General features: G+C 60.6%; 20 protein-coding genes and 1 tRNA gene. 10 read left to right on the top strand and 11 right to left on the bottom strand.

Annotated features, from left to right (window positions below; translation table 11 throughout):
• Positions 1-12 precede the first annotated feature (12 nt).
• Positions 13-618 (bottom strand): carboxymuconolactone decarboxylase family protein, encoded by a 606-nt coding sequence (locus tag ACU8HS_RS01225; protein WP_112758046.1) that lies wholly within the window; start codon positions 616-618, stop codon positions 13-15.
• A gap of 97 nt (positions 619-715) precedes the next feature.
• A complete protein-coding gene (locus ACU8HS_RS01220; RefSeq protein ID WP_112758636.1) occupies positions 716-1,135 on the bottom strand; it encodes an NUDIX hydrolase in 420 nt (139 codons plus the stop codon).
• A gap of 117 nt (positions 1,136-1,252) precedes the next feature.
• On the opposite strand from ACU8HS_RS01220, the gene ACU8HS_RS01215 reads away from it, so the two are divergent.
• From ACU8HS_RS01215 to ACU8HS_RS01200, 4 genes are all read left to right on the top strand, one after another.
• The gene (locus ACU8HS_RS01215) at positions 1,253-1,741 is read left to right on the top strand and encodes a GAF domain-containing protein (protein WP_112758638.1); all 489 of its coding nucleotides are present in this window, start codon (positions 1,253-1,255) and stop codon (positions 1,739-1,741) included.
• A 148-nt stretch (positions 1,742-1,889) separates the two neighbouring features.
• The gene (locus ACU8HS_RS01210; protein WP_112758640.1) at positions 1,890-3,578 is read left to right on the top strand and encodes a dihydroxyacetone kinase family protein; all 1,689 of its coding nucleotides are present in this window, start codon (positions 1,890-1,892) and stop codon (positions 3,576-3,578) included.
• A gap of 298 nt (positions 3,579-3,876) precedes the next feature.
• On the top strand, positions 3,877-4,068 hold the full coding sequence (locus ACU8HS_RS01205) for a hypothetical protein (protein WP_112572244.1): 192 nt from the start codon (positions 3,877-3,879) through the stop codon (positions 4,066-4,068).
• A 281-nt stretch (positions 4,069-4,349) separates the two neighbouring features.
• Positions 4,350-5,339 (top strand): potassium channel beta subunit family protein, encoded by a 990-nt coding sequence (locus ACU8HS_RS01200; protein ID WP_112704941.1) that lies wholly within the window; start codon positions 4,350-4,352, stop codon positions 5,337-5,339.
• Positions 5,340-5,605: 266 nt separating this feature from the next.
• Here ACU8HS_RS01200 and ACU8HS_RS01195 read toward each other — a convergent pair whose 3' ends face one another.
• The 7 genes from ACU8HS_RS01195 to ACU8HS_RS01165 all read right to left on the bottom strand — a co-directional run bounded on the left by ACU8HS_RS01195 (position 5,606) and on the right by ACU8HS_RS01165 (position 15,398).
• Positions 5,606-6,937, bottom strand: coding sequence for a sensor histidine kinase (locus ACU8HS_RS01195; protein ID WP_112758642.1), 1,332 nt, complete (start codon positions 6,935-6,937; stop codon positions 5,606-5,608).
• Positions 6,937-7,608, bottom strand: a complete 672-nt coding sequence (locus tag ACU8HS_RS01190; protein ID WP_112758644.1) for a response regulator transcription factor — start codon at positions 7,606-7,608, stop codon at positions 6,937-6,939. The genes ACU8HS_RS01195 and ACU8HS_RS01190 overlap by 1 nt, the downstream gene beginning before the upstream one ends.
• A 227-nt stretch (positions 7,609-7,835) precedes the next feature.
• Positions 7,836-11,651, bottom strand: a complete 3,816-nt coding sequence (locus ACU8HS_RS01185) for a vitamin B12-dependent ribonucleotide reductase (protein ID WP_112758646.1) — start codon at positions 11,649-11,651, stop codon at positions 7,836-7,838.
• Positions 11,652-12,234: 583 nt separating this feature from the next.
• Positions 12,235-12,825, bottom strand: coding sequence for a hypothetical protein (locus tag ACU8HS_RS01180; protein WP_112758062.1), 591 nt, complete (start codon positions 12,823-12,825; stop codon positions 12,235-12,237).
• A 194-nt stretch (positions 12,826-13,019) separates the two neighbouring features.
• Complete coding sequence (gpt, locus tag ACU8HS_RS01175; protein WP_112572232.1) at positions 13,020-13,517, bottom strand: xanthine phosphoribosyltransferase; 498 nt, start codon at positions 13,515-13,517, stop codon at positions 13,020-13,022.
• Positions 13,518-13,684: 167 nt separating this feature from the next.
• Positions 13,685-14,527, bottom strand: a complete 843-nt coding sequence (locus tag ACU8HS_RS01170) for a universal stress protein (protein WP_112758650.1) — start codon at positions 14,525-14,527, stop codon at positions 13,685-13,687.
• 103 nt (positions 14,528-14,630) lie between these two features.
• Positions 14,631-15,398, bottom strand: a complete 768-nt coding sequence (locus tag ACU8HS_RS01165) for a competence/damage-inducible protein A (protein ID WP_112704935.1) — start codon at positions 15,396-15,398, stop codon at positions 14,631-14,633.
• Between the two features lie 221 nt (positions 15,399-15,619).
• Between ACU8HS_RS01165 and wrbA the strand changes: the two genes are divergently transcribed.
• The 6 genes from wrbA to ACU8HS_RS01135 all read left to right on the top strand — a co-directional run bounded on the left by wrbA (position 15,620) and on the right by ACU8HS_RS01135 (position 20,259).
• The gene (gene wrbA, locus ACU8HS_RS01160) at positions 15,620-16,216 is read left to right on the top strand and encodes an NAD(P)H:quinone oxidoreductase type IV (protein WP_112572227.1); all 597 of its coding nucleotides are present in this window, start codon (positions 15,620-15,622) and stop codon (positions 16,214-16,216) included.
• Between the two features lie 155 nt (positions 16,217-16,371).
• Positions 16,372-16,442: transfer RNA gene (locus ACU8HS_RS01155), tRNA-Leu, on the top strand.
• 113 nt (positions 16,443-16,555) lie between these two features.
• Positions 16,556-17,746: a tyrosine-type recombinase/integrase gene (locus ACU8HS_RS01150; RefSeq protein WP_447015279.1), complete on the top strand. Its 1,191-nt coding sequence runs from the start codon at positions 16,556-16,558 to the stop codon at positions 17,744-17,746.
• A gap of 601 nt (positions 17,747-18,347) precedes the next feature.
• Positions 18,348-19,409, top strand: a complete 1,062-nt coding sequence (gene mobQ, locus ACU8HS_RS01145) for a MobQ family relaxase (protein WP_447015278.1) — start codon at positions 18,348-18,350, stop codon at positions 19,407-19,409.
• Between the two features lie 38 nt (positions 19,410-19,447).
• Complete coding sequence (locus tag ACU8HS_RS01140; RefSeq protein WP_447015277.1) at positions 19,448-19,762, top strand: hypothetical protein; 315 nt, start codon at positions 19,448-19,450, stop codon at positions 19,760-19,762.
• Between the two features lie 23 nt (positions 19,763-19,785).
• Positions 19,786-20,259 (top strand): hypothetical protein, encoded by a 474-nt coding sequence (locus tag ACU8HS_RS01135; RefSeq protein ID WP_447015276.1) that lies wholly within the window; start codon positions 19,786-19,788, stop codon positions 20,257-20,259.
• A gap of 2 nt (positions 20,260-20,261) precedes the next feature.
• Here ACU8HS_RS01135 and ACU8HS_RS01130 read toward each other — a convergent pair whose 3' ends face one another.
• Positions 20,262-20,597, bottom strand: a complete 336-nt coding sequence (locus ACU8HS_RS01130; protein WP_447015275.1) for a hypothetical protein — start codon at positions 20,595-20,597, stop codon at positions 20,262-20,264.
• Complete coding sequence (locus ACU8HS_RS01125; protein WP_447015274.1) at positions 20,578-21,333, bottom strand: hypothetical protein; 756 nt, start codon at positions 21,331-21,333, stop codon at positions 20,578-20,580. Before ACU8HS_RS01125 ends, ACU8HS_RS01130 begins: the two co-directional genes overlap by 20 nt.
• Between the last annotated feature and the right edge of the window lie 53 nt (positions 21,334-21,386).

Here is a 21,386-nt window from a genome sequence, read left to right as displayed (position 1 = left end):
CGATCGCAGGTCTTATGAGGGGTTCGAATTCAGTCCCTCGATCGGCCGGCCGATCGCGAGATTCTGGCGAAGCTTGGGGTCGAGGCGCTCGGCATAGGCATGATCGGGTGCCGCACCCAGCGCATCGAGCATTTTGGAGAAGAAGCAGCGCGCGGCCGCTGCCGCGGTGACATCGAAGATCTCCGCGTCGCTCAATCCCTGTCGCTTCAGGCCGTCCACGTCCTTTTGCGTCACCGAGGTCGCATCACGCGCCACCTTGGCGGCAAAGTCCATGATCGCCCGCTCGACGGCATCGATGGGCGCCTTTTCGCTGCCGCCGGCGACGGCCGAAAGACTGTCATTGGTGAAACCGTCGCGCAGCAGCACCGACCCGTGCGCCAGCATGCAATAGGACGACTTGAGTTCTCTGGCCGCTGCCAGCGTCACCAGCTCGTAGCGCCGCTGGCTCATGTGGCCGCGAATACTGGCAAGCAGCGTCCCCCAGTTCTCCATCACCTCCGGCCGATGGCCGAAGGCGCGGTACATGTTCGGCAGATAGCCGTAGCTCGCTTCGGCCGAAGCGTACATCGAAGCCGTCTTCTCGCTGGCGGATGCGTCGGGGGTACGAATGAAGGCCATGGCACGATCCTCCCTTGATCTATTGGGAGAATAGAGCGGCATCCGATGACATCAATCTGCCCGCCGACCGCTTTCCGCAAAACGGATGCCGGATATTTCAGCCGGCCGCCCGGCTTTGTCGCTGGCGGTAGAACGGCAGGATGTGATGTTGCGTCAGCGGCGCCATGACGATCTCGCCCGGTGCCGATGGCGATATCCAGCAAACCTCCTCGATCTCTCCGGAGGCCTTGATTTCGTCGTCCTTCACATGCAGCAGGAAGACCTCGGCCACGACGCGATGATCCGGCTCGTTGGCCGCCGGCGCCTGGAATTGCCCCAGGAATTCGAGTTCGGCCGATGTGGCGGTGATGCCGATTTCTTCCGAAAGCTCTCGCCTCAAGGCTTGCTCGGGCGTCTCTCCCGGCTCGATCTTGCCGCCCGGCTGCATGAAGGCCGCCGTGCCGTGCTTGCGCACCAGAAGCGTGTGGCCATCGCTCCGCAACAGAAGCGCAGCCGATATTCTGATCGTTTTCATCATGGCCAAATCTGATCGGATTCGCAGCCGCGATTCAACTGCCGCGCCCGGATCGGCCGTTTGTCAAAACCTGCCCGACCTCCTATATCAACGGCTCGGAAACAGGAAGCGGATGTGACAATGTTCCAGGCGGCGCAGATCGAAGCGGACAACAAGGCCGAGTTCTATCGGGAGCTTGCCCGGCAATTGGAGGGCCTGCTCGCAGGCGAGCCGGATATGATCGCCAATGCCGCCAACACTTCGGCCCTGATCTATCAGATGATGTCGGGTCTCAACTGGGCAGGGTTCTACCTGCTGAAGGGCGACGAACTCGTGCTCGGCCCGTTCCAGGGCAAGCCGGCCTGTGTGCGCATCCCCGTTGGCCGCGGCGTTTGCGGCACGGCGGTCAAGGAGCGCGCCTCGATCCTTGTGGAAGACGTTCATGCGTTTCCCGGCCATATCGCCTGCGATGCCGCATCACGCTCCGAACTCGTCGTTCCCGTCAGAAACGGCGAGGAGATCGTCGGCGTCATCGATCTCGACAGCCCGCTTCCCGCCCGTTTCGACGCTGAAGACCAGGCGGGGATCGAGCGGCTGGCGGAAATCTTCGTTTCGGCAACCCGTTTCTGAACGGGCGGCTGCCGTGAGCCCGGCGCGCGCGGAGCGTCCCTGCGCCGGCCATCGGCTTTGATCCCGTATTCACCGTCGGCGAAATCGTGCTAGGTCACTCACCGAGGAACATGCGCGTTCAAGCCGGTCCGGTTGTTGGGAGAGAACCATGAAGAAGCTGATCAACGATCCTTCGTCAGTCGTACGGGAAATGCTGGAGGGGGTCGTCGCTCTCAGCCCGGCAAGCATATTGCTGGCCGACGAAAACGTCGTCATCCGCTCCGATCTTCCCGAACCTTCCAGGCGCAAGGTCGCCGTTCTCTCCGGCGGCGGCAGCGGCCACGAACCGGCCCATGCCGGTTATGTCGGCAGCGGCATGCTGACGGCGGCGGTCGCGGGAGACATCTTCACCTCGCCGAGCACCGATGCCGTGCTTGCCGCCATCAGGGCCGCAAGCGGCCCGGCCGGTGCGTTGCTGATCGTCAAGAACTATACGGGCGACCGCCTCAATTTCGGGCTTGCGGCGGAACTGGCGCGCGCGGAAGGAATTCCCGTCGAGATCGTTGTCGTTGCCGATGATGTGGCGCTGCGGGAAACCGTTTCCGCAGATCGTCGCCGCGGCATCGCCGGCACGGTCCTGATCCACAAGCTCGCCGGCGCTGCCGCCGAGAAGGGCCTGGCGCTGGACGAGGTGGCGCGCATCGCCCGCTCCGCCGCCGAACGGCTTTCCTCCATGGGCATCTCGCTTGGGCCTTGCACTCTGCCGGCCGCCGGCAAGCCCGGCTTCTCTCTCGGCGAACGGGAGATCGAAGTCGGCCTCGGCATTCATGGCGAGCAGGGCGTTCGCCGGATGCCGATCGCACCGGTCGACCAGCTCGTCTCGCTCGTGCTGGAGACGATCGAAGCTGACGGAGGGCTGGGCAGCGGCGACCGCGTCGCCCTGCTCGTCAACGGTCTGGGCGCCACTCCGCCGATGGAATTGTCGGTCGTTGCCCGCTCTGCGCTCGCAGCCCTCGAAAGCAGAGGCGTCACGGTCGAAAGGGCGTGGGCCGGCACGCTCCTGTCGGCGCTCGACATGCCGGGCTTTTCGCTCTCGATCCTGCCTGTCGATGCCGGCGCTCTCGAGCTCATCGACGCACCAACCTCTGCCGGCGCATGGCCGGGGGGCGGGGCGGTCAATCGCAACCGCGTGCTGCCCTCATCGAGACCGGCAGAAAGCCCGGCCGAATCCGTGACGGTCACAGCCTCCGGCCAGCAGCTTCAGAAGACGGCGCAGGCCGTGGCGAAGGCGCTGATCGATGCAGAAGCGCATCTGACCGAACTCGACGGCATTACCGGCGACGGTGATCTCGGCGCCAGCATGAAGCGCGGCGCCGAAGCCGTGCTCGCGCTTCCCGATGCCGCCTTTGCCGATGTCGCAGGTGGGCTGATGGCGATGGGCGATGCCGTCAGGCGTGCGATCGCCGGCAGTTCCGGGCCATTCTACGCCACCGCCCTGATGCGCGCGTCGCGTCACCTTGCCGGCCTTGCGGCCCCGACATCGGCCGACATGGCGCAGGCCTTCTCCGCGGCCGTCCAGGCCGTCTCCGATCTTGGCGGGGCAAGGCCCGGCGACCGGACGATGATCGATGCCCTGCGTCCGGCCGCAGACGCCTTCATCGCAAGCCTTGGAGAAGGGCAGGCAAGCCGCGAAGCGTGGCAGAAGGCCGTTGCCGCCGGGATTGCCGGAGCGGACGCCACGAAGGCGATGCGCCCGAGGCTGGGGCGTGCGAGCTATCTCGGCGAGCGCGCGCTCGGCCATCCGGACGGCGGGGCCGTGGCGGTTACGGTCTGGCTGAAGGCGATCGGATCGGCCTGATTGCCGGGCCGCCAGGCAACGTTTCCGGCAAGGGGCGCCAGAGCCAGGATCGCGGCCGAAAACAGCAGGATGATATTGTGCCAGCGTGAGTACCACGGAAAGGTGGTGCCCTCTGGAAGCGATGCCGCGGCACGGTAGCCGAGAACCGCGCCGCCGCGCCAACAACAGCCCGTGCGCGAATGACGAAATCTTGATCGACGGCACGGTTATCGGAATGCCGGACCGGCCTATGTCCTTAGCCGACACCCATTTGCTTGCGTTCGAGTGTCGCCGATTATCGGTATGGGGGTAGATCGCCATGTCCCAGTTTCGAAAACTTCTGGCTGCCGGTGCAGCCGTCGCCCTGGTCATCATCACATCGTCCTGCTCGACGAGCCCGGACACGTCGATACAGACCGGTTCCGTCGGTTATTCGGCCCAAGGCACCGATTTTGCGCTGCGGCCGGCATGCCGCGACGGATTCGGCAATGACAGGCCCTGCAGTTATTGACAAATAGGCTGATGACGGGAACGGGCTGGGCAGACGAACATGCGCCGAATCGCGAGGTCAGCGGATCGGCGGATGTTTGCTGTTTCTATGGAAGCCATTGAAAGAGAACAGATATCGTTGGGAGAGCTGGGCTGATGCGAAAGGACGCAGTTTCTTCGATTGCGGCACTTCGCATATCGTTGCCGCTGGCATAGAATGCAAAAAATCGATAATCACTCGCTTACACGATGCCGACCTCGGTCCGAAGGCGGCAGATTTTCATAACCTATGGGAGCTGTATCATGGAATATCGTCGTTTGGGGAAGTCAGGTCTGAAGGTGAGCGAATTCTCCTTCGGCTCATGGGTCACGTTCGGCAAGCAGGTCAACGGCGGCGATGCCGTCGATCTAATGAAGCTCGCCTATGACAACGGCATAAACTTCTTCGACAATGCCGAAGGTTATGAGAGCGGCAAATCCGAAATCGTCATGGGCGAGGCGCTGAAGTCGCTCGCCTGGAGCCGCGACAGCTATATCGTCTCCAGCAAGGTCTTCTGGGGCGGTCAGAAGCCGACGCAGCGCGGCCTCTCGCGCAAGCATGTGACCGACGCCTGCCACGCGGCCCTCAAGCGGCTTCAGGTCGATTATCTCGACCTCTATTTCTGTCACCGCCCGGACATCGACACGCCGATCGAGGAAACGGTCCGCGCGATGCACGATCTCGTCGCCCAGGGCAAGGTGCTCTACTGGGGCACGTCGGAATGGTCCGCACAGCAGCTGACGGAAGCCTATGCCGTCGCCCGCGACCTGCGCATCACGCCGCCGACCATGGAGCAGCCGCAATACAACATTTTCGAACGCCAGAAGGTCGAAGCCGACTATCTGCCGCTCTACGACCTGATCGGCCTCGGCACCACCATCTGGTCGCCGCTCGCCTCGGGTGTTCTCACCGGCAAATACAATGACGGCGTACCCGCCGACAGCCGCATGAACCTGCCGGGCTATGAATGGTTGAAGGAAAAATGGTCCACCGATGCCGGCCGCGCCCAGCTCGAAAAGGTCCGCCAGCTCGCCAGGCTCTCCAACGAGATCGGCCTGTCGATCACCCATCTCGCCCTTCTGTGGTGCCTTGCCAACAAGAACGTCTCGACCGTCATCCTCGGCGCCTCGCGCGCAAGCCAGCTGCAGGACAATCTCGCGGCTCTCTCGCATAAGGATAAGGTGACGTCTGACGTGCTGGAGCGGATCGACAGCATCGTCGGCAACAAGCCGGAGGCGCCGCGCCGCTTCTAGGCAGGGCCAAGCCTATCCGGATCGAGCCTTGGGCTCCCATCTTTTCTGCAGGATGAAAATGGCCGGACCGTCTGGTTCGGCCATTTCGTCTTTTCTGGGATTCGTTGACCGCCAGTCGGAACTGGTGCCGGAACCGGTATCGGCCTGGAACGCCTGGATGACGTCACTGTGGCCAAGGTCCAGGTTGAACTCGTTGGCCGGTCGTTGTGCCCTAACTCTGCGATTTCGCTGCATGAAAGGGCAGGGCTGGACGGAAAATCTATCTGTCACAGGCTGATGGTCACTGTGGTTCCTGTCGGGCCGCCATCGAGTGTTACGCTTCCGCGGTGACGGGTTACGATCTGCTTCACGATGCTCAATCCGAGGCCGGCACCGCTGCTCCTTGGTGCGATCCGGTAGAAAGGTTCGAATACGAGATCCTGATGCGCTGCCGCAATCCCGGGCCCCTCGTCCGAGACCGAGATTCCGCCCGATTCGCTCACGCGAACCGATATTGTGCCGGTATTTCCGCCATGGTCGATCGCGTTGCGCACCAGGTTGCTTATGGCGCGCGATATCGCCGACCGGCTTACCAGCCGATACAGCGCCTCCACGTCGTTGTCGAACGAGATTTCATATCCGTTTCTGATGGCAATCGGGGCTTGGTCGGCGACGACGTTCCTGGCGATTTCCACCAGGTCGGCCTGTTCGAACGGCTCCGGAGACTGCTCGCTGCGTTCGAAATCGAGCAATTGCTCCGCCGTCTCCCGCAGACGCCCGATATCGTCCATCATCGTGTCGCGAGCGCTTCCTTCAAGGGTCGTATCGATACGCGTCTGCATGACGGCGATCGGTGTGCGCAGCTCGTGTGCGGCATCGATGAGAAAGCGCTCTCTGGCTGCGAACTGCTGTTCCAGCCGCTCCAGTACGGAATTGAACGCATGGATCAGCGGAACGACCTCGCTCGGAACCCGATCCACCGGCAACCGGGATCCCGGCTGGCGAGGGTCGATCTCGGGCGCTTTCCGAACGACGTCGTTCAAGCCTGAGAGCGAGCGCCTCACCAGCCGCGGCACGGCAAAGAAGAGGGCGGGCAACGTAACTGCGAGCAGGGGCACGTAGATCTTGTATGTGCCGCCAAGCATGGTGAGGAAGATCGACTCGTTTCCGTTGCGACCGCCATAGAGCACCCGGATCTCGGTCCCGCTGATCTCGATGTCGTCGACCGAAGCCGGCACAGGGGTGCTTGCCTCCGTTCCGCGAATGTCGGCGTCCTTGATAAGCGGCACGAACCTGGCAAGCTGCACATATGCGGGCGGGATATTTCCATAAGCCACTGCCGTTCCGTCCGGGGCTGCGGCGTAGAAAAACAGATTGGGCGTATCGTCCTTCAACGCCGCGAGCTTTTGGCTATCTTCGATGCGAAGCCCCTGTCCGGGTTCGTAGCGCAAGGACCCTTCCAGGGCGTTCAGAAGCCGGTGCTCCATGCTGACGTTCGGAGAAAGGATCGTCGCGCCATAGATGCACAGCCCGACAATCACCGATGCCGTCGTGCCGACGAAAAGCAGGCTGAGCTGCCAGTTCAGTCTCCACCACAGCGACGTATTCGGAAATCGCATCAATGTTCCTTCAACAGGTATCCGACGCCGCGGATGTTGTGAATGGATACGCCGGCGTCCGCGTCGGCGAGGCGTTTTCTCAATCGTGACACATGGGCATCCAGGGCGTTGGACTGGATTGTCTCTTCGTAATTGTAGATTTCGGCTTCCAGCGCCGATCTGAGCACGGTCCTGCCTTTTCGCTTCGCAAGCGTAACGAGCACCATCAGCTCTCGGCGAGGCAGGTCGAGCTGCAGTTCGCCGACCGTGACATCCATCCGGATCGGATCCACGGTCATCCGTCCCGCGACTATGGACGGCTCCGCCAGGGCCGACGGGCGTCGCAAGACCGCGCGCAGTCGGGCGAAAAGCTCCTCCATCAGAAACGGCTTGCCCAGATAGTCGTCGGCGCCGAGGTCCAGGCCCGCGACCCTTTCCTTCGGTTCGTTTCTGGCCGTCAGCACGATGACCGGCGTCACGACGCCGGCACTTCGCAGCCAGGGAATGAACGTGATGCCGTCGCCGTCCGGCAGGCGCCTGTCGAGCACGATCGCGTCGTAGGTCTGTTGTCGGGCCAGTTCGATCGCATCCCCAAGAAGAGCGGTATGGTCGACCGCAATACCCGTCTTGCTGAGCGAAGCCGCAACCGCTTCCGCCAGCCTAGTCTCGTCTTCGACCAACAGGATCTTCATGCCTCGCCCACCTTTCCGATCCTATGTTCACGACGACCATTGCGACAGGATTACGGCATGGGCCTTTCGGACGAGGAAGGCATGGGGCGCGCTGTGAGCGGGTAAGGAGATTACCGGTCGCTTGAACAGAAAACTCCAGGCGCGTGGCGCCTGGAGTCGTTTTCTGGTCGGTCGACCTGAAAAAATCGGACGTCTGTTTCAGGTAGAAGCTGACTTTCCCGAAGAAATCAGCTGCAGCCGCTCGTCGCGCCGCACGTGTCGCACTTCTCGCAGGTGCCGTTGCGCACCATCGTGAAGTTCTGGCACTCGCTGCACATATTGCCCGTATAGCCCTGCATGATCGAACGGGCGCGGCGTTCGGCTTCCATCTTCTTGGCTTCCGTCTTGGCGGAGGCAGCATCGGCTGCAGCCTTGTCGGAGAAGAGGGCGGTTGCGTCGCTGCCGGTTTCTTCGAGCACTTCTTCGGCGATTTCCTCGGCCAGTTCCTTCGCACGCTCTTCATAATCGCGCTTGAAGGCGACGATCTCGGAGGTGGAGATGGCGACAGTCGGCTCCAGCTTGCGGGCCGCCGCACCTGCAAAGGACGTTACCGAGCCGCCGGTCGAGGAGGCGCGGGCAGGCGCTGCCGTTGCCGCACCCTTCGGTTCGCCGAGCAGACGGTCGCTGCCGGTGTTGGAGACCAGCGTCGGCTTGTAGCCGCGGGTCCAGCCGGTCGAGACGAGGTTCGTCTTGCCTTCCTGGATGCCCTTGCCGAGCGCCGTGTTGGAGAAATCGGACGTATCGACATGGGCGAGATCGTGGCGGCCGAGATAGGAGACGGCGAGTTCGCGGAACACGTAGTCGAGGATCGACGTGGCGTTCTTGATCGCGTCATTGCCGATGACGATGCCGGCCGGCTCGAACTTGGTGAAGGTGAAGGCCTCCACATATTCTTCCAGCGGCACGCCATATTGCAGGCCGAGCGAGATGGCGATCGCGAAGTTGTTCATCATCGCACGGAAGGCGGCACCTTCCTTGTGCATGTCGATGAAGATCTCGCCGAGGCGGCCGTCACCGAATTCGCCGGTGCGCAGATAGACCTTGTGACCGCCGACGGCAGCCTTCTGGGTGTAGCCCTGGCGGCGGTTCGGCAGCTTCTCGCGTTCGCGCGACACGCGCTCGATCACCTTCTCGATGATCTTTTCGGTGACGGTCACGGCCTGGGCCGCGAGCGGCTGCTGGATCAGATCCTCGAGCGCATCCTCGTCGTTGTCGTCCTCGATCAGCGAGGCGTTGAGCGGCTGCGAGAGCTTGGAGCCGTCGCGGTAAAGCGCATTTGCCTTCAGGCCGAGCTTCCAGGAGAGCATGTAGGCGTTCTTGCAATCCTCTACGGTTGCCTCGTTCGGCATGTTGATCGTCTTGGAGATTGCGCCGGAGATGAAGGGCTGGGCAGCCGCCATCATGCGGATATGGCTTTCGACCGAGAGGTAGCGCTTGCCGATCTTGCCGCAGGGATTGGCGCAATCGAAGACCGGCAGATGCTCCTTCTTCAGGAAGGGTGCGCCTTCCAGCGTCATCGCGCCGCAAACGTGGATATTGGCAGCCTCGATATCCTTCTTCGAGAAGCCGATATGCTCGAGCAGGCTGAAGCTCATGTCGGTAAGCTGTTCGTCGGAGACTTTCAGCGTCGTCTTCAGGAAGTCGGCGCCGAGCGTCCACTGGTTGAAGACGAACTTGATGTCGAAGGCGCTCTTCAGCGCCGCATTGACCGCTTCCACCTTCTCGTCGGTGAAGCCCTTGGCCTTCAGCGTCGAGGGGTTGATCGCCGGTGCCTGGTTCAGGTTGCCGTGGCCGACAGCATAGGCTTCGATCTCGGCAATCTGGCTTTCGGAATAGCCGAGCGTGCGCAGCGCATCCGGAACGGCGCGGTTGATGATCTTGAAGTAGCCGCCGCCGGCGAGCTTCTTGAACTTCACCAGCGCGAAGTCAGGCTCGATGCCGGTCGTGTCGCAGTCCATGACGAGGCCGATCGTGCCGGTCGGTGCGATGACCGAGACCTGCGCGTTGCGGTAGCCGTGCTTTTCGCCGAGTTCGAGTGCCTTGTCCCAGGCGGACATCGCATGGGCTGCAAGATCCTGGTCCGGGTTTTCCGAATGGTTCAGCGCCACCGGGTTGACCGAGAGCGCCTCGTAGCCGGCGTTCTCGCCATGGGCGGCGCGGCGATGGTTGCGGATGACGCGCAGCATGTGCTCGCGGTTCGGCTCGTAATTCGGGAACGGGCCGAGTTCGGCAGCCATTTCGGCCGAAGTCGCGTAGCAGATACCGGTCATGATCGCCGTCAGCGAGCCGGCAATGGCGCGGCCTTCGGCGCTGTCATAGGGAATGCCGGTCGACATCAGCAGGCCGCCGATATTGGCGTAGCCGAGGCCGAGCGTGCGGTATTCGTAGGAAAGCTCTGCAATGCGCTTGGACGGGAACTGCGCCATCATGACCGAGATTTCGAGCACGATGGTCCACAGGCGCACAGCATGTTCGTAGTCGCCGATATTGATGCGCTTGGTGGCCTTGTCCTTGAACTGCAGCAGGTTCAGCGAAGCGAGGTTGCAGGCTGTGTCGTCGAGGAACATATATTCCGAGCACGGGTTCGAGCCGCGGATCGGACCGCCGGCCGGCGACGTGTGCCAGTCGTTCATCGTCGTGTTGAAGTGGATGCCGGGATCGGCAGATGCCCAGGCGGCATAGGAAATCGTTTCCCAGAGGTCGCGGGCCTTCAGCGTCTTCATCACCCGGCCGTCCTTGCGGGCGGTCAGGTTCCAGTCGCCATCTTCCTCGACGGCGCGCAGGAAGTTGTCCTTGATCGAAACGGAGTTGTTGGAGTTCTGGCCGGAAACGGTGAGATAGGCTTCCGAATCCCAGTCCGTGTCGTAGGTCTTGAACTCCATGTCCTTGTAGCCCTGGCGGGCGAACTGGATGACGCGCTGGACGTAGTTTTCCGGAACCTGATCCTTCTTGGCGGCGCGGATTTCGCGCTTGAGCGCCGGGTTCTTGGCCGGGTCGAAGCAATCGCCATTGTCGGCTTCGCAATTGACGCAGGCCTTCATGATCGCCTTCAGATGCTTGGCGACGACCTTCGAGCCGGTCACGAGAGCGGCAACCTTCTGCTCTTCCTTGACCTTCCAGTTGATATATTCCTCGATATCGGGATGGTCGATATCGACGACGACCATCTTGGCGGCGCGGCGCGTCGTGCCGCCCGACTTGATGGCGCCGGCCGCGCGGTCGCCGATCTTCAGGAAGCTCATCAGGCCGGAGGAGCGGCCACCGCCGGAAAGCTTTTCGCCTTCGCCGCGCAGCATGGAGAAGTTGGAGCCGGTGCCAGAGCCATACTTGAAGAGGCGGGCTTCACGAACCCACAGATCCATGATGCCACCTTCGTTGACGAGGTCGTCCTCGACCGACTGGATGAAGCAGGCATGCGGCTGCGGATGTTCGTAGGCCGACTTGGACTTGGTGATCTTGCCGGTGAAGGGATCGACATAGAAATGGCCCTGGCCGGGGCCGTCGATGCCATAGGCCCAGTGCAGGCCGGTGTTGAACCATTGCGGCGAGTTCGGGGCGACGCGCTGCGTGGCGAGCATATAGGCAAGCTCGTCCTTGAACGCTGCCGCATCTTCCTCCGAAGAGAAATAGCCGCCCTTCCAGCCCCAGTAGGTCCAGGTGCCGGCAAGGCGATCGAAGACCTGGCGCGCGTCGGTTTCCGAGCCGGTCTGTTCGTCCTTCGGCAGCGCCTTCAGTGCTGCGTCGTCGGCAACGGAGCGCCACAGGAAGGAGGGGACATCGTTCTCTTCGACCTTCTTCAGGCGGGAGGGAACGCCGGCCTTGCGGAAATATTTCTGCGCCAGAACGTCGGTGGCGACCTGCGAGAACTGCGCGGGAACGTCGATGTTTTCGAGGCGGAAGACGATCGACCCGTCCGGGTTCTTGATCTCGCTCGTCGCCTTGCGGAATTCGATATCCGCATAGGCGCCCTGACCAGCCTTCGTAAACCGACGTTCGATGCGCATTTTCTCTAACCTCGTGTTGGCACCCGAAAGGGCGCAAAATTCCCTTCCGGCTACACGTTGTCCCTTCGTGCAGCCGGTGCTCGTTCCGTCTTGTGACAGGATGTCATCCGCAGATGATTTCCTGTATCTTGTGGTGAGGCTGGCTGCAAACGCTAAATATAGTGTTAACAGCTTATTTTTACCAGTCCCCGATGTTGTTTTTTGAGGCTGGAAAAAGGCGCAAAATCCCATCGGGCGTTACCGCCCCCTGACGGTGCAACACCCTGAATATGCGTTCGATTTTCCTTGGGAGAACCGGGCTCGTTACCTCCGGTTCAGTCGCCGCCGCAACATCTGGAACATTAAGTTTGAATCGACTGATTCCGTCAAGGGGTGGAATGTAACCGAATGCTAACCACAACATCTTGTGGATGCACTTGTGGAGACTGGGGAAAGTCCGGGTAAGCCTGAAAATACAAGGGCTTGCGCCGGCGATTTGCCGCACTGGAGTGCCGAATGCCAAAAAAATCGGCTGCGGCAAAAGTTAGGATGGCTTTTGCGACGGAATTGCGCATGCCGATTCGTTCAGGGAAATCAGCACCTTCTAGAGCGCGTCGATGGCGATCGTGACCGTCGCGGTGCCGATCGGCTTTCCCTTCTCGTCGGTGACGACGAAGCTTGCCTGAGTCTCCAGAAGCTGGGTCGACTCGTCGCGCTCCGCCCGGCCGATATAAATATCCCGCGAAGCGAGGGCGAAAGTTTTCAGAAACTTGTCCTCGTCGCCCTGCCAGTAATCGTGGGTGACGACGCTCTGGCCGACGTTCAGGCCGTTACAGTCGGTCACGAAGAATTCCAGGATCGTCCCCTGCGAATCGTCCTGCTTCTCCTTCAGGTAATGCGACACGGATTTCGCCATCAGCGCCTGGACCATCTGGAACTCGCCCTGAGCGACCTCCGCCCGGTAGGTCTCGTCCAGCACCCGCAGGTCCATTTCGCTGACGTCGCCGAACTTCTCGTTCTGCTCTTCGATCGCTTTGACCACGATGGCGTTTTCGGCCAAGGGCCGGACGAGCTTTTCGACATATTGACGCACGACGCCGATATAGGCCGGCTCAGCGCCGGCGGGCGCATGCCAGACCACACAGCCGATGAGCCCGATGGCCATCGCCATTCGAAATTTGCCCCAGCATGCCATTGCGCTTCCCCAACCGCATTCAGTCATACTTTGCGTCCGGTCTTTGCGACCGGTAGTTGCCTGACATTATGCTAATAAAATAAAACGGATGTTACCGTCGGGCATGGGAAAGCGCTGTGGAGGTGACAAAATTTGGAACAATTTCCAATTGCATAATTGGAAATTGTCACCGAAATGCGTGTCTGAAGAATGGTTTAGCCGCGCGTGCCTTTGGCGATCGGTTCCTGGTAGGTAAAGCCCATGTCCCAGGGGAAGTAGATCCAGGTATCCTGGCTGACTTCGGTGATGAACGTATCAACCGTCGGTACGCCCTTCGGCTTGGCATAGACGCAGGCGAAATGCGCCTTCGGCAGCATGCCGCGCACCTGGGCGGCGGTCTTGCCGGTATCGGTCAGATCGTCCACGACCAGCACGCCTTCGCCGCCGTTTGCCGCAAGTTCCGGTGCAATGCCCTTCAGGAGCACCATGTCGCCCTGATTGACGTAGTCGTGATAGGAGGCAATGCAGACGGTTTCGATCAGGCGAATGTTCAGCTCGCGCGAGATGATCGCCGCCGGAACGAGGCCGCCGCGAGTGATGCAGACGATCGCCTTGAATTCCTGGTTGAGGCCGGCGAGCCGCCAGGCGAGTGCGCGGGCATCGCGGTGGAACTGATCCCACGAAACGGGGAAGGCTTTATCGGGAAGGGACATCGGGCTACTCCGCGGCATGAAAAAAGACACGCCGTTTGCCGGCGACCGAGCGGACATCGGCGGGCAAAACGCAAATCGCGCAGCCGGAACTGCGCGAGGGATGCCGAAGCCAATGTCATCGGTCGCCGCAATTAGCGGAATTTCGGGGCAAAAGGCAAGAGCAGCCTTCAGCGTGAAAGCAATGTGAGCGCCGTCATGGATTGCAGCAGGGTTTTCGTCGTCCCCCCGAAGATCGCCTGCCAGAGCCAGGAATGTGTGTAGGCGCCCATGACCAGAAGGTCGATGCTGTCGTCCGAAAGCCGGTTTTCGATGACATGCGAGGCGCTCCTGTCGCCGCTTGCGGCGGTCGCAAGCGTCACCTTGATGCCATGGCGGCTGAGCGTGGCTGCAATGTCGGCGCCCGCCGTCGTGGCCGATTGTGTCGCCATTTCGGCCGGATCGACCGAGAAGATCTCGACGGCTTCGGCCGCCTGCAGGATGGGCAGGGCATCGAACGTCGCGCGTGTTGCTTCCTTCGATCCGTTCCAGGCAATCAGCACGCGCCTGATCGGCTTCGGCTGGCGGATGATGTAAGGGATCATCAGCACCGGCCGGCCGCTTTCGAAGAGGAATTCGTCGACATCCACATGGCTGTCGGAGGGCCTTGCCGGATCGGCCTGGGAGGCGATCAGGAGGTCGGCGCTGCGTGCCGTTTCGATCAGCGGCACGGAGCCGTAACCCGTCGAGGTGGCAAAGGCGCGCCATTCGAAGGAAGCCCCGGCAGCCTCGGCACGGGCGCGGAAAATTCGCTCCACCTCGACGGTTTCGGAATGGGCCATGTCCTGAAGGGCCTGGACGGCGACCGGGTCGGGAATTTCCATCGGCGCCACCAGCGGCACGGCGGCGATCGTTTCGGCATGCAGGCCGATCACATGGGCGCCGCTCTCGGCTGCGATGGCAAAGGCGAAATCGGCAACAGCGCCGCTATTGTCTACCGTATCCAGGATGGCGAGAATGGTTTTGTAAGACATATCAATTCTCCTTTGCCGCTTGAAAATCGTCTTCCGCGAGGAAAGGAATGCGCCGGACCGCGCTGCGGTTCCTTGACCGACATCAAGGCCGCAGCGCTTGCCCTCACGCTTCCGCCTGCTCGTTTTCCTTCCTGCGCCTGATATCGTCGATCATGGCCCGCACATCCGCGCCGGCCGCCTCGATCACCTCCTCAGAGCGGCCGCGCACGACGATTTCGGTCGAAAATCTCTGCCCGACATAGCGCGGATAGGAGCCGATGCTGGTTTGCGGGTGCGCCTTCTGGATCGCCGTCAGCGGCGTGCCGATCTCGCCCTCGCCATAGGGGCAGGCAATGGCGAGCGAAAGGACGGGCGTGCCGGTCTTGAGCGTCGGCAGCACATTGTCGACCATGGCCTGGAAGACCTGCGGAACGCCGGCCATCACATGGACATTGCCGATGATGAAGCCGGGCGCGGTGGACACGGGGTTGGCGATATGGGCAGCGCCGCGCGGCATGCGGGCCATGCGCTGGCGGGCCTCGGTGAATTCCATTTCGCGCCGCCTGTACATGTCGGCAAGCAGCGCCATCGCCTCGGCATCGTGCTCGCAGGGAACGCCGAAGGCCTTCGAGACCGCGTCGGCGGTAATGTCGTCATGCGTCGGCCCGATGCCGCCGGACGTGAAGACATAGTCGTATTTGCCGCGAAGCGCGTTCAGCGCCTCCACGATCGCATCCTCCTCGTCGGCGACGATGCGAACCTCCTTCAGGTCGATGCCCGAGATCGTCAGCATATCGGCGAGATGGCCGATATTCCTGTCCTTGGTGCGGCCGGAAAGAAGCTCGTCGCCGATGGCAAGCATGGCGGCGGTAACGACAGTCTCATTGCTCATGGGGATATTTCCGTGGTGTGAAGCTTGGAAATAGGTAGCGCCGTTTGGCCGCTTTGCAAACGGCAAAGCGGAGAGCCCGTTCAAACGAAAACGAAACGGCAAGTGAAATTTCGTCTACAGGCGGTGAACAGTGAGTTCTTGGCGGCGGGACTATGTTGGGCCGGATGCCCTGCTAGAAGGGTCGGACCCGCGAATTCAATCAATCCTTGATGGAGATCACTATGGCGAAGGTTCTCGTCCTCTACTATTCGGCTTATGGCCACATCGAAACCATGGCTTATGCCGTAGCCGAAGGCGCGAAGTCCGCCGGCGCAGACGTCACCGTCAAGCGCGTTCCGGAACTGGTTTCGGAAGAAGTCGCCAAGGCTTCCTACTACAAGCTCGATCAGGCAGCCCCGATCGCAACCGTCGACGAACTGCCCGACTACGATGCGATCATCGTCGGTGCCGGCACGCGCTTCGGCACGGTCGCTTCCCAGATGCGCAATTTCTGGGACCAGACCGGCGGCCTGTGGTTTACCGGCAAGCTCGTCGGCAAGGTCGGCTCGATGTTCACCTCGTCGGCCACGCAGCACGGCGGCCAGGAATCGACGATCCTCGGCTTCGTGCCCACCTTCCTGCATCATGGCATGGCCTATGTCGGCCTTCCCTATGCTTTCCAGGGCCAGATGGGTACGGAAGAAGTCAAGGGCGGCTCGCCCTACGGCGCATCCACCATCACCAACGGCGACGGCTCGCGCCAGCCGTCGGCAATCGAACTCGAAGCTGCGAAGTATCAGGGCGCCCACGTCGCCAAGATTGCCGCAAAGCTCGGCTGAGCCTGGCCAAAATCCATTTCGTGAAACGGCGGTCTTCGAGGCCGCCGTTTTGTTTTTGCGGTTGGGCGCCGGCCCGTTTGTCGAGCACCCGCAGAGCCGCGCAAACATTTTCTTGACGAATCCACCTAAGTCGTTGATCTGGACGGCGCGCGAGCGTGGCGAAACTGGTAGACGCAAGGGACTTAAAATCCTTCCAGTGTCAGTTCGAGTCTGACCATGGGCACCATAATTTCAATATGTTAGTGCCGAAAGTGTGATCATTTTTAACGCATTCTGGCGTGCACAGTCCGTACACATTCTGGTATCGTTTTCCTCGGAAACTGAAGCTGGGAGTCAATCATGGCCAGTCATGCGATTTTGGGAGGTAAGGTTCTCGTCTACCGGCGCGAGAATAGCGGGCGCTGGCAGTGCTCGACCCGTATCAACGGCAAGAACTGGCGAGTAAGCACGGGTGAAGACAGCCTGGCGCTCGCCAAGGAGTTTGCCGAAGACTGGTTCTTCCGGATGAAGGCCAAGGAGAAGGGAGGCGGACTGAAGGACGAGCGGACCTTTAAGGAGGCTGCCAAGCGGTATCTGGAGGAATACGATGTGGTCACCGGCGGATCGCGTAACCGTGTCTATGTCGCTGGCAATGAGCGCCGCCTGCGTCTCTACCTTCTCCCGTTCTTTGGCGAGCTAGGCTTATCGGAGGTGACGGCCGGGAAAGTCCAGGAATACCGGGTGATGCGGCATAACAGCAGCCCCGAAGGCAAACCGCCCGCCAAGAACACGCTGCATCAGGAAATCGTCACCTTGCGCCAAGTGCTGAAAACAGCAATCCGGCACGGTTGGCTATCTCATCTGCCGGACCTCTCCACGCCTTATAAGTCTGCCCAAAAGATTTCCCACAGAGCATGGTTCTCTGCCGACGAATATAAGAAGCTCTACACGGCCACGCGGAAGCGCGTGGATATCCACCGTGACAAACGCTTTCAGTGGCATGCTGGACAGCTGCACGACTACGTACTTTTCATGGCCAATACTGGCCTACGGCCCGATGAAGCCAAACGGCTTCAGTATCGGGACGTCGAAATCGTTATTGACGAGGAAACGAAGGAAACCATCCTCCTTATCCAAGTGCGGGGCAAACGGGGGGTCGGCTACTGCAAGAGTACGACAAATGCGGTGCATCCGTTTGAGCGCCTGCTTGAACGCAATCTGCCGAAGCCGGAAGACCTGATCTTCCCTGGCAATCACGTCATGATGTTCAACTCCGTCTTGAGCGAGGAGAACCTCAAGTTCGATCGGGAAGGCAGTCGCCGGACGGCCTATAGCCTACGGCACACCTACATCTGCTTGCGGCTGATGGAGGGCGCGGATATCTATCAGATCGCCAAGAACTGCCGGACCAGCGTGGAAATGATCGAGAAATACTATGCCTCGCACATCTCCACGAGTATCAGCGCCGCAGCCGTCAACGTGAAGCGCAAGGCCAAATCCAAGAAGGCGATCATTGAGCACGCCAAGCGCAACGCGCATAGAGGGCTATGAGAAAGCTTTACTGGTGCGGACGGCGGGGATCGAACCCGCATAGCCGAAGCCGAGGGATTTTCTTACCAGCTACGGCTTTCGCCGCCGCCATCAGGCGTTTGCGGTCTGGACTATACCTTCACCCTAGCTTCCGCCGTAGGTGCCGCCCGTCTAGTCTCTACACCTTCCTCTGTTGAGGCTTGGCTCGGGATTGCCATTTGACAGGGTTCCCCGACTTTGAGCAGTTCTACAGCCGACGTTTCCGCCGGTGCACTCAAATTGCGTTTAAGTCCCTTGTGTCTACCAGTTTCACCACGTCCGCGTGGTTCCTCTGCTAGCAAAGTGGCGAGGTATTCTCAACCAATAATCACGCGGTCGGCAGACTTTCCAAAAGGCATTGCGAAGTCGCTTCGATACCCGGTTTTGTTGCTGTCACCTTGAAAGAAATCAACGCGCCATTGTATGAATGCGTACAGCGCACCTACGCATCGCCCAACGCGTACACATTGAGCTATGGGCGATGCTCTGCACGGTTTTCTAACCAGCCGCACGGCGTCTGGAGAAAACCGGCAGGTGCGCCAGGGGCAAGCCCCTGGACCCCGTCCGTGCCGGAGCAAGGTGAATGGCTATCTATCACCTGAACGTCAAGAACATCAGCCGTGGTGACGGGCGTTCCATCGTGACGGCTGCGGCCTATCGGGCGGGTGCGATTCTGCCGAATGAGGCCGAGGAACGCCTGTCGGATTTTGGCGGGCGGCGTGATGTGGTCGCACATGACATCCGCCTGCCTGCCGGTGCGCCGGAGTGGATGGCCGACCGGACACAGCTCTGGAACGCCGTGGAGGTGGTCGAGAAGCGCAAGGATGCGCGTCTGGCCAAGGAGGTGGAATTCGCACTGCCGCGCGAGTTGCCACGCACGGCCTGGCTGACCGTGGCGCGGGCCATGGCCGATGCGTACGCGGCGCAAGGCTTTGTGGCCGATTTCGCCATCCATGACGATGGCACCCAGCACAATCCCCATGTGCACATCCTGCTGACCACGCGCGTTGTGACGGCCGAAGGATTTGGCCCGAAAATCCGCAGCGCGGACGGGCGGCAGTTTGTGACCGAAGCCCGCGCCCTCTGGGAGCGCATTGCCAATGAGGCGTTGCGCAAGGCGGGTGTTACGGTGGCGATCGATAGCCGCAGCTATGCCAAGCGCAAACTGGACAGGGAGCCGGGCCAGCATCGCGGCCCGAACCCCGACGAGAGACGTGCGCGCCGGGAGCGCCAGCGCGAAAAGGAGCAGACCATGCAGCGCGACGATGATCCTGATTTGCCAGTGCCGGACCCGGATGGGTCGCCCATTCATCCCAAGGAACTTCATGCCGCCGAACGGCGCATGCTGGACGAAGTCCATCGGGAGGAACCTCCCGTTCTTCAAGAGCCGAACGGCGATCTTCATTCCGCCCGAACGGCGGTAGATCAACAGAACAATCGCGAGTTTTCCGAGGACGAGGCCGCCGCCTACCGGCTTGCGCCGGACAATGCGCTGGACTGGCTCACAGAGCAGAAAGTGCAGGAGGACGCGCAGGTTCTGGAGCGCTGGGAAAACCATCTCGACTGGCTGGAACTGGACAAGCAGCGTCCATCTGCGCCGTCCGAAGATGGGGCGTGGCACGAACCGGACCAAAGCCGCAGGTAGCACTTGCAGGATGGCCGAGGTCGTCCCATCATCGGTGCATGACACAGGTTTATGCAGGTTCCGTATTCGGCATCCGTGAGTTGACGGAGGAGCAGCGTGCGAAGACGCGGAAGGAGTTGGAATGGCTGGAAACCGACCTCATCCGCCGCCGCAAGCGGCTCGCTTACTGGGCCATGCGCAAGGTCCAGGCCGAGACCCTGCCTAACATCCGGGAGGAGTTGCGGCAGAGCGCCTTTTACTTCCATGCGCGAGCCCAGGAACTTGTTGCGTCCGGTGAGCGCCTGCGTGCCTTTCTCATTGCCGAACTGCAAGATCAACCCGAACATCAGTCCGCCTATCATTACGCCCACTGATCCTGACTTGGCCGGAGGCCGCCATGGATATGAAAGCCGAACTGGAAGCCTTGCGTGAACGTGCCCATACCCTTGAGGACACGATAGAGGATATCGACTACCAGATTGAGCGGGCCATCCATGCGGTGGCTGGCCCAACCGATGATGTCGGCCACGCCATCATGGTGCTCACCGAGCGCCAGAAAACCCACGCGGGTTTCATGTTCGAGCTTGGCAAGGTAACGGCGCAGATCGAAGACCTTGAAAACCGTATCCGCGAGCAGGACGAAAGAGGCGCGGAACGGTTGGCCGTTCAGGAATGGGAGGCCGAGGTGCCCGCGATGCAGGAGGATCATCTGGACTGGCTGCGGCCCGTGCTGGATGCGTCGGAATCGGAGCAGCAGGACACCGGGCGGGATGAGCGGCATCCGCACCATGAGGGTGAGGAACGGATGCTCAGGGAGATGCAACGCGAGGACCGAGAGCCGGAGGATTATCTGGATTGGTGGAAGCGGTAGCGTTACGGGATAGGCATAGTCTTGATGAGTTGGGCATCAACGGCTTGCATGAAAACCAGCGTGTCCTTCGTCATTTTCCGGAACAAAGCGGCTTGTTCCTGTCCGTAGACCGCCGCAAAAAACTCGTCTCCCCCGCCGTCAACCGTTGCCGTGGCCGTATCAATAAACTCATCAACTTCCGTGAACCGGTCCTCCCCGAGTTCGCAGTTCTTGGATATCTCCTCGAATGCGTCCTTTTTCTCGGGGCCGAGCTTCGCAAACCAATATTGCTGCGTCATGCAGGTGAGTTCATCATTTTCGAGCGCGTAGGCGGTTGCATTAAGGCTTGCAAGCGTCATGCAAATAAGTGTTGCAGTAGTAAGTACCTTCCGCCGCCCGATGACTTGACCATTCGAGCGCTGAAGTGTTTGGAGACTTAAGAGCTTCGTTGCGGGCTTTTTTGCTGTCAGCAACATAGGAGTCGATTCCCTTTTTAATTAAGCCTTTCGCAGGTCCGGCGGCATTTGCAGCCTGCTTCAGTCCCAGTCCGGTAGCGTCATCCAGGGCGTCACCGAATTTCCTTTCAAAGTCCCGCAGCCTGTTGATCTCCAATTTCTTCATGTCTTCGAGCGAGAGCGGAGCGTCTTCCGGAACTGACACAGGTTCGCAGGTTACGAATTTGCCTGAAAGGAAGGGTTTCGCCGCATGATTTGTACTGGTGACTTTCACAACTATGCTGTCTTTTCCAAGAAAAGCAACGCCCTCAATGTTGATGATTTCGTAGAGTTTTTCGCGACCGTAACTATCGACCTCCATTCCTTGGTAGACGGTGTTGAATTTGACCGCCTGACCTTTGCCGATATTTGAAACGGTAATATTCTTGGCCTGTTTAAGCCGGACATATTGAATATTAATATCCAGAATCGGCCTTAGAATGTCACCGATTTTGCTTTTCCAGTCAGGCCGCGACAACGTGTATTTGCACGACTGGTCCTCCTGATAGACCATCGTCTCAAGGCGGAACGTCTCGGCTGATGCCATGACCGTGCCGGACATAAGAAAGCAGCCTGCTAAAGCCGCATATTTCCATAGCATGAGATACCCCCGTGTGCATGGCGATGTCGCCGGGTGACCGGCTAGTGGTGATT

It is taken from the genome of Rhizobium sp. KDH_Rht_773_N (assembly GCF_052946295.1).
This window is presented reverse-complemented; position numbering and strand designations above follow the sequence as displayed.

Bases quoted from the DNA above. Each gene is read 5' to 3' on its own strand.
- ACU8HS_RS01220 (WP_112758636.1), bottom strand. From the start codon at position 1,135: ATGATGAAAACGATCAGAATATCGGCTGCGCTTCTGTTGCGGAGCGAT.
- ACU8HS_RS01205 (WP_112572244.1), top strand. From the start codon at position 3,877: ATGTCCCAGTTTCGAAAACTTCTGGCTGCCGGTGCAGCCGTCGCCCTG.
- ACU8HS_RS01170 (WP_112758650.1), bottom strand. From the start codon at position 14,527: ATGTCTTACAAAACCATTCTCGCCATCCTGGATACGGTAGACAATAGC.
- ACU8HS_RS01225 (WP_112758046.1), bottom strand. From the start codon at position 618: ATGGCCTTCATTCGTACCCCCGACGCATCCGCCAGCGAGAAGACGGCT.
- ACU8HS_RS01180 (WP_112758062.1), bottom strand. From the start codon at position 12,825: ATGGCATGCTGGGGCAAATTTCGAATGGCGATGGCCATCGGGCTCATC.
- mobQ (WP_447015278.1), top strand. From the start codon at position 18,348: ATGGCTATCTATCACCTGAACGTCAAGAACATCAGCCGTGGTGACGGG.
- ACU8HS_RS01165 (WP_112704935.1), bottom strand. From the start codon at position 15,398: ATGAGCAATGAGACTGTCGTTACCGCCGCCATGCTTGCCATCGGCGAC.
- ACU8HS_RS01215 (WP_112758638.1), top strand. From the start codon at position 1,253: ATGTTCCAGGCGGCGCAGATCGAAGCGGACAACAAGGCCGAGTTCTAT.
- ACU8HS_RS01200 (WP_112704941.1), top strand. From the start codon at position 4,350: ATGGAATATCGTCGTTTGGGGAAGTCAGGTCTGAAGGTGAGCGAATTC.
- gpt (WP_112572232.1), bottom strand. From the start codon at position 13,517: ATGTCCCTTCCCGATAAAGCCTTCCCCGTTTCGTGGGATCAGTTCCAC.
- ACU8HS_RS01130 (WP_447015275.1), bottom strand. From the start codon at position 20,597: ATGACGCTTGCAAGCCTTAATGCAACCGCCTACGCGCTCGAAAATGAT.
- ACU8HS_RS01210 (WP_112758640.1), top strand. From the start codon at position 1,890: ATGAAGAAGCTGATCAACGATCCTTCGTCAGTCGTACGGGAAATGCTG.
- ACU8HS_RS01135 (WP_447015276.1), top strand. From the start codon at position 19,786: ATGGATATGAAAGCCGAACTGGAAGCCTTGCGTGAACGTGCCCATACC.
- ACU8HS_RS01125 (WP_447015274.1), bottom strand. From the start codon at position 21,333: ATGCTATGGAAATATGCGGCTTTAGCAGGCTGCTTTCTTATGTCCGGC.
- ACU8HS_RS01185 (WP_112758646.1), bottom strand. From the start codon at position 11,651: ATGCGCATCGAACGTCGGTTTACGAAGGCTGGTCAGGGCGCCTATGCG.
- ACU8HS_RS01140 (WP_447015277.1), top strand. From the start codon at position 19,448: ATGACACAGGTTTATGCAGGTTCCGTATTCGGCATCCGTGAGTTGACG.
- ACU8HS_RS01195 (WP_112758642.1), bottom strand. From the start codon at position 6,937: ATGCGATTTCCGAATACGTCGCTGTGGTGGAGACTGAACTGGCAGCTC.
- ACU8HS_RS01150 (WP_447015279.1), top strand. From the start codon at position 16,556: ATGGCCAGTCATGCGATTTTGGGAGGTAAGGTTCTCGTCTACCGGCGC.
- ACU8HS_RS01190 (WP_112758644.1), bottom strand. From the start codon at position 7,608: ATGAAGATCCTGTTGGTCGAAGACGAGACTAGGCTGGCGGAAGCGGTT.
- wrbA (WP_112572227.1), top strand. From the start codon at position 15,620: ATGGCGAAGGTTCTCGTCCTCTACTATTCGGCTTATGGCCACATCGAA.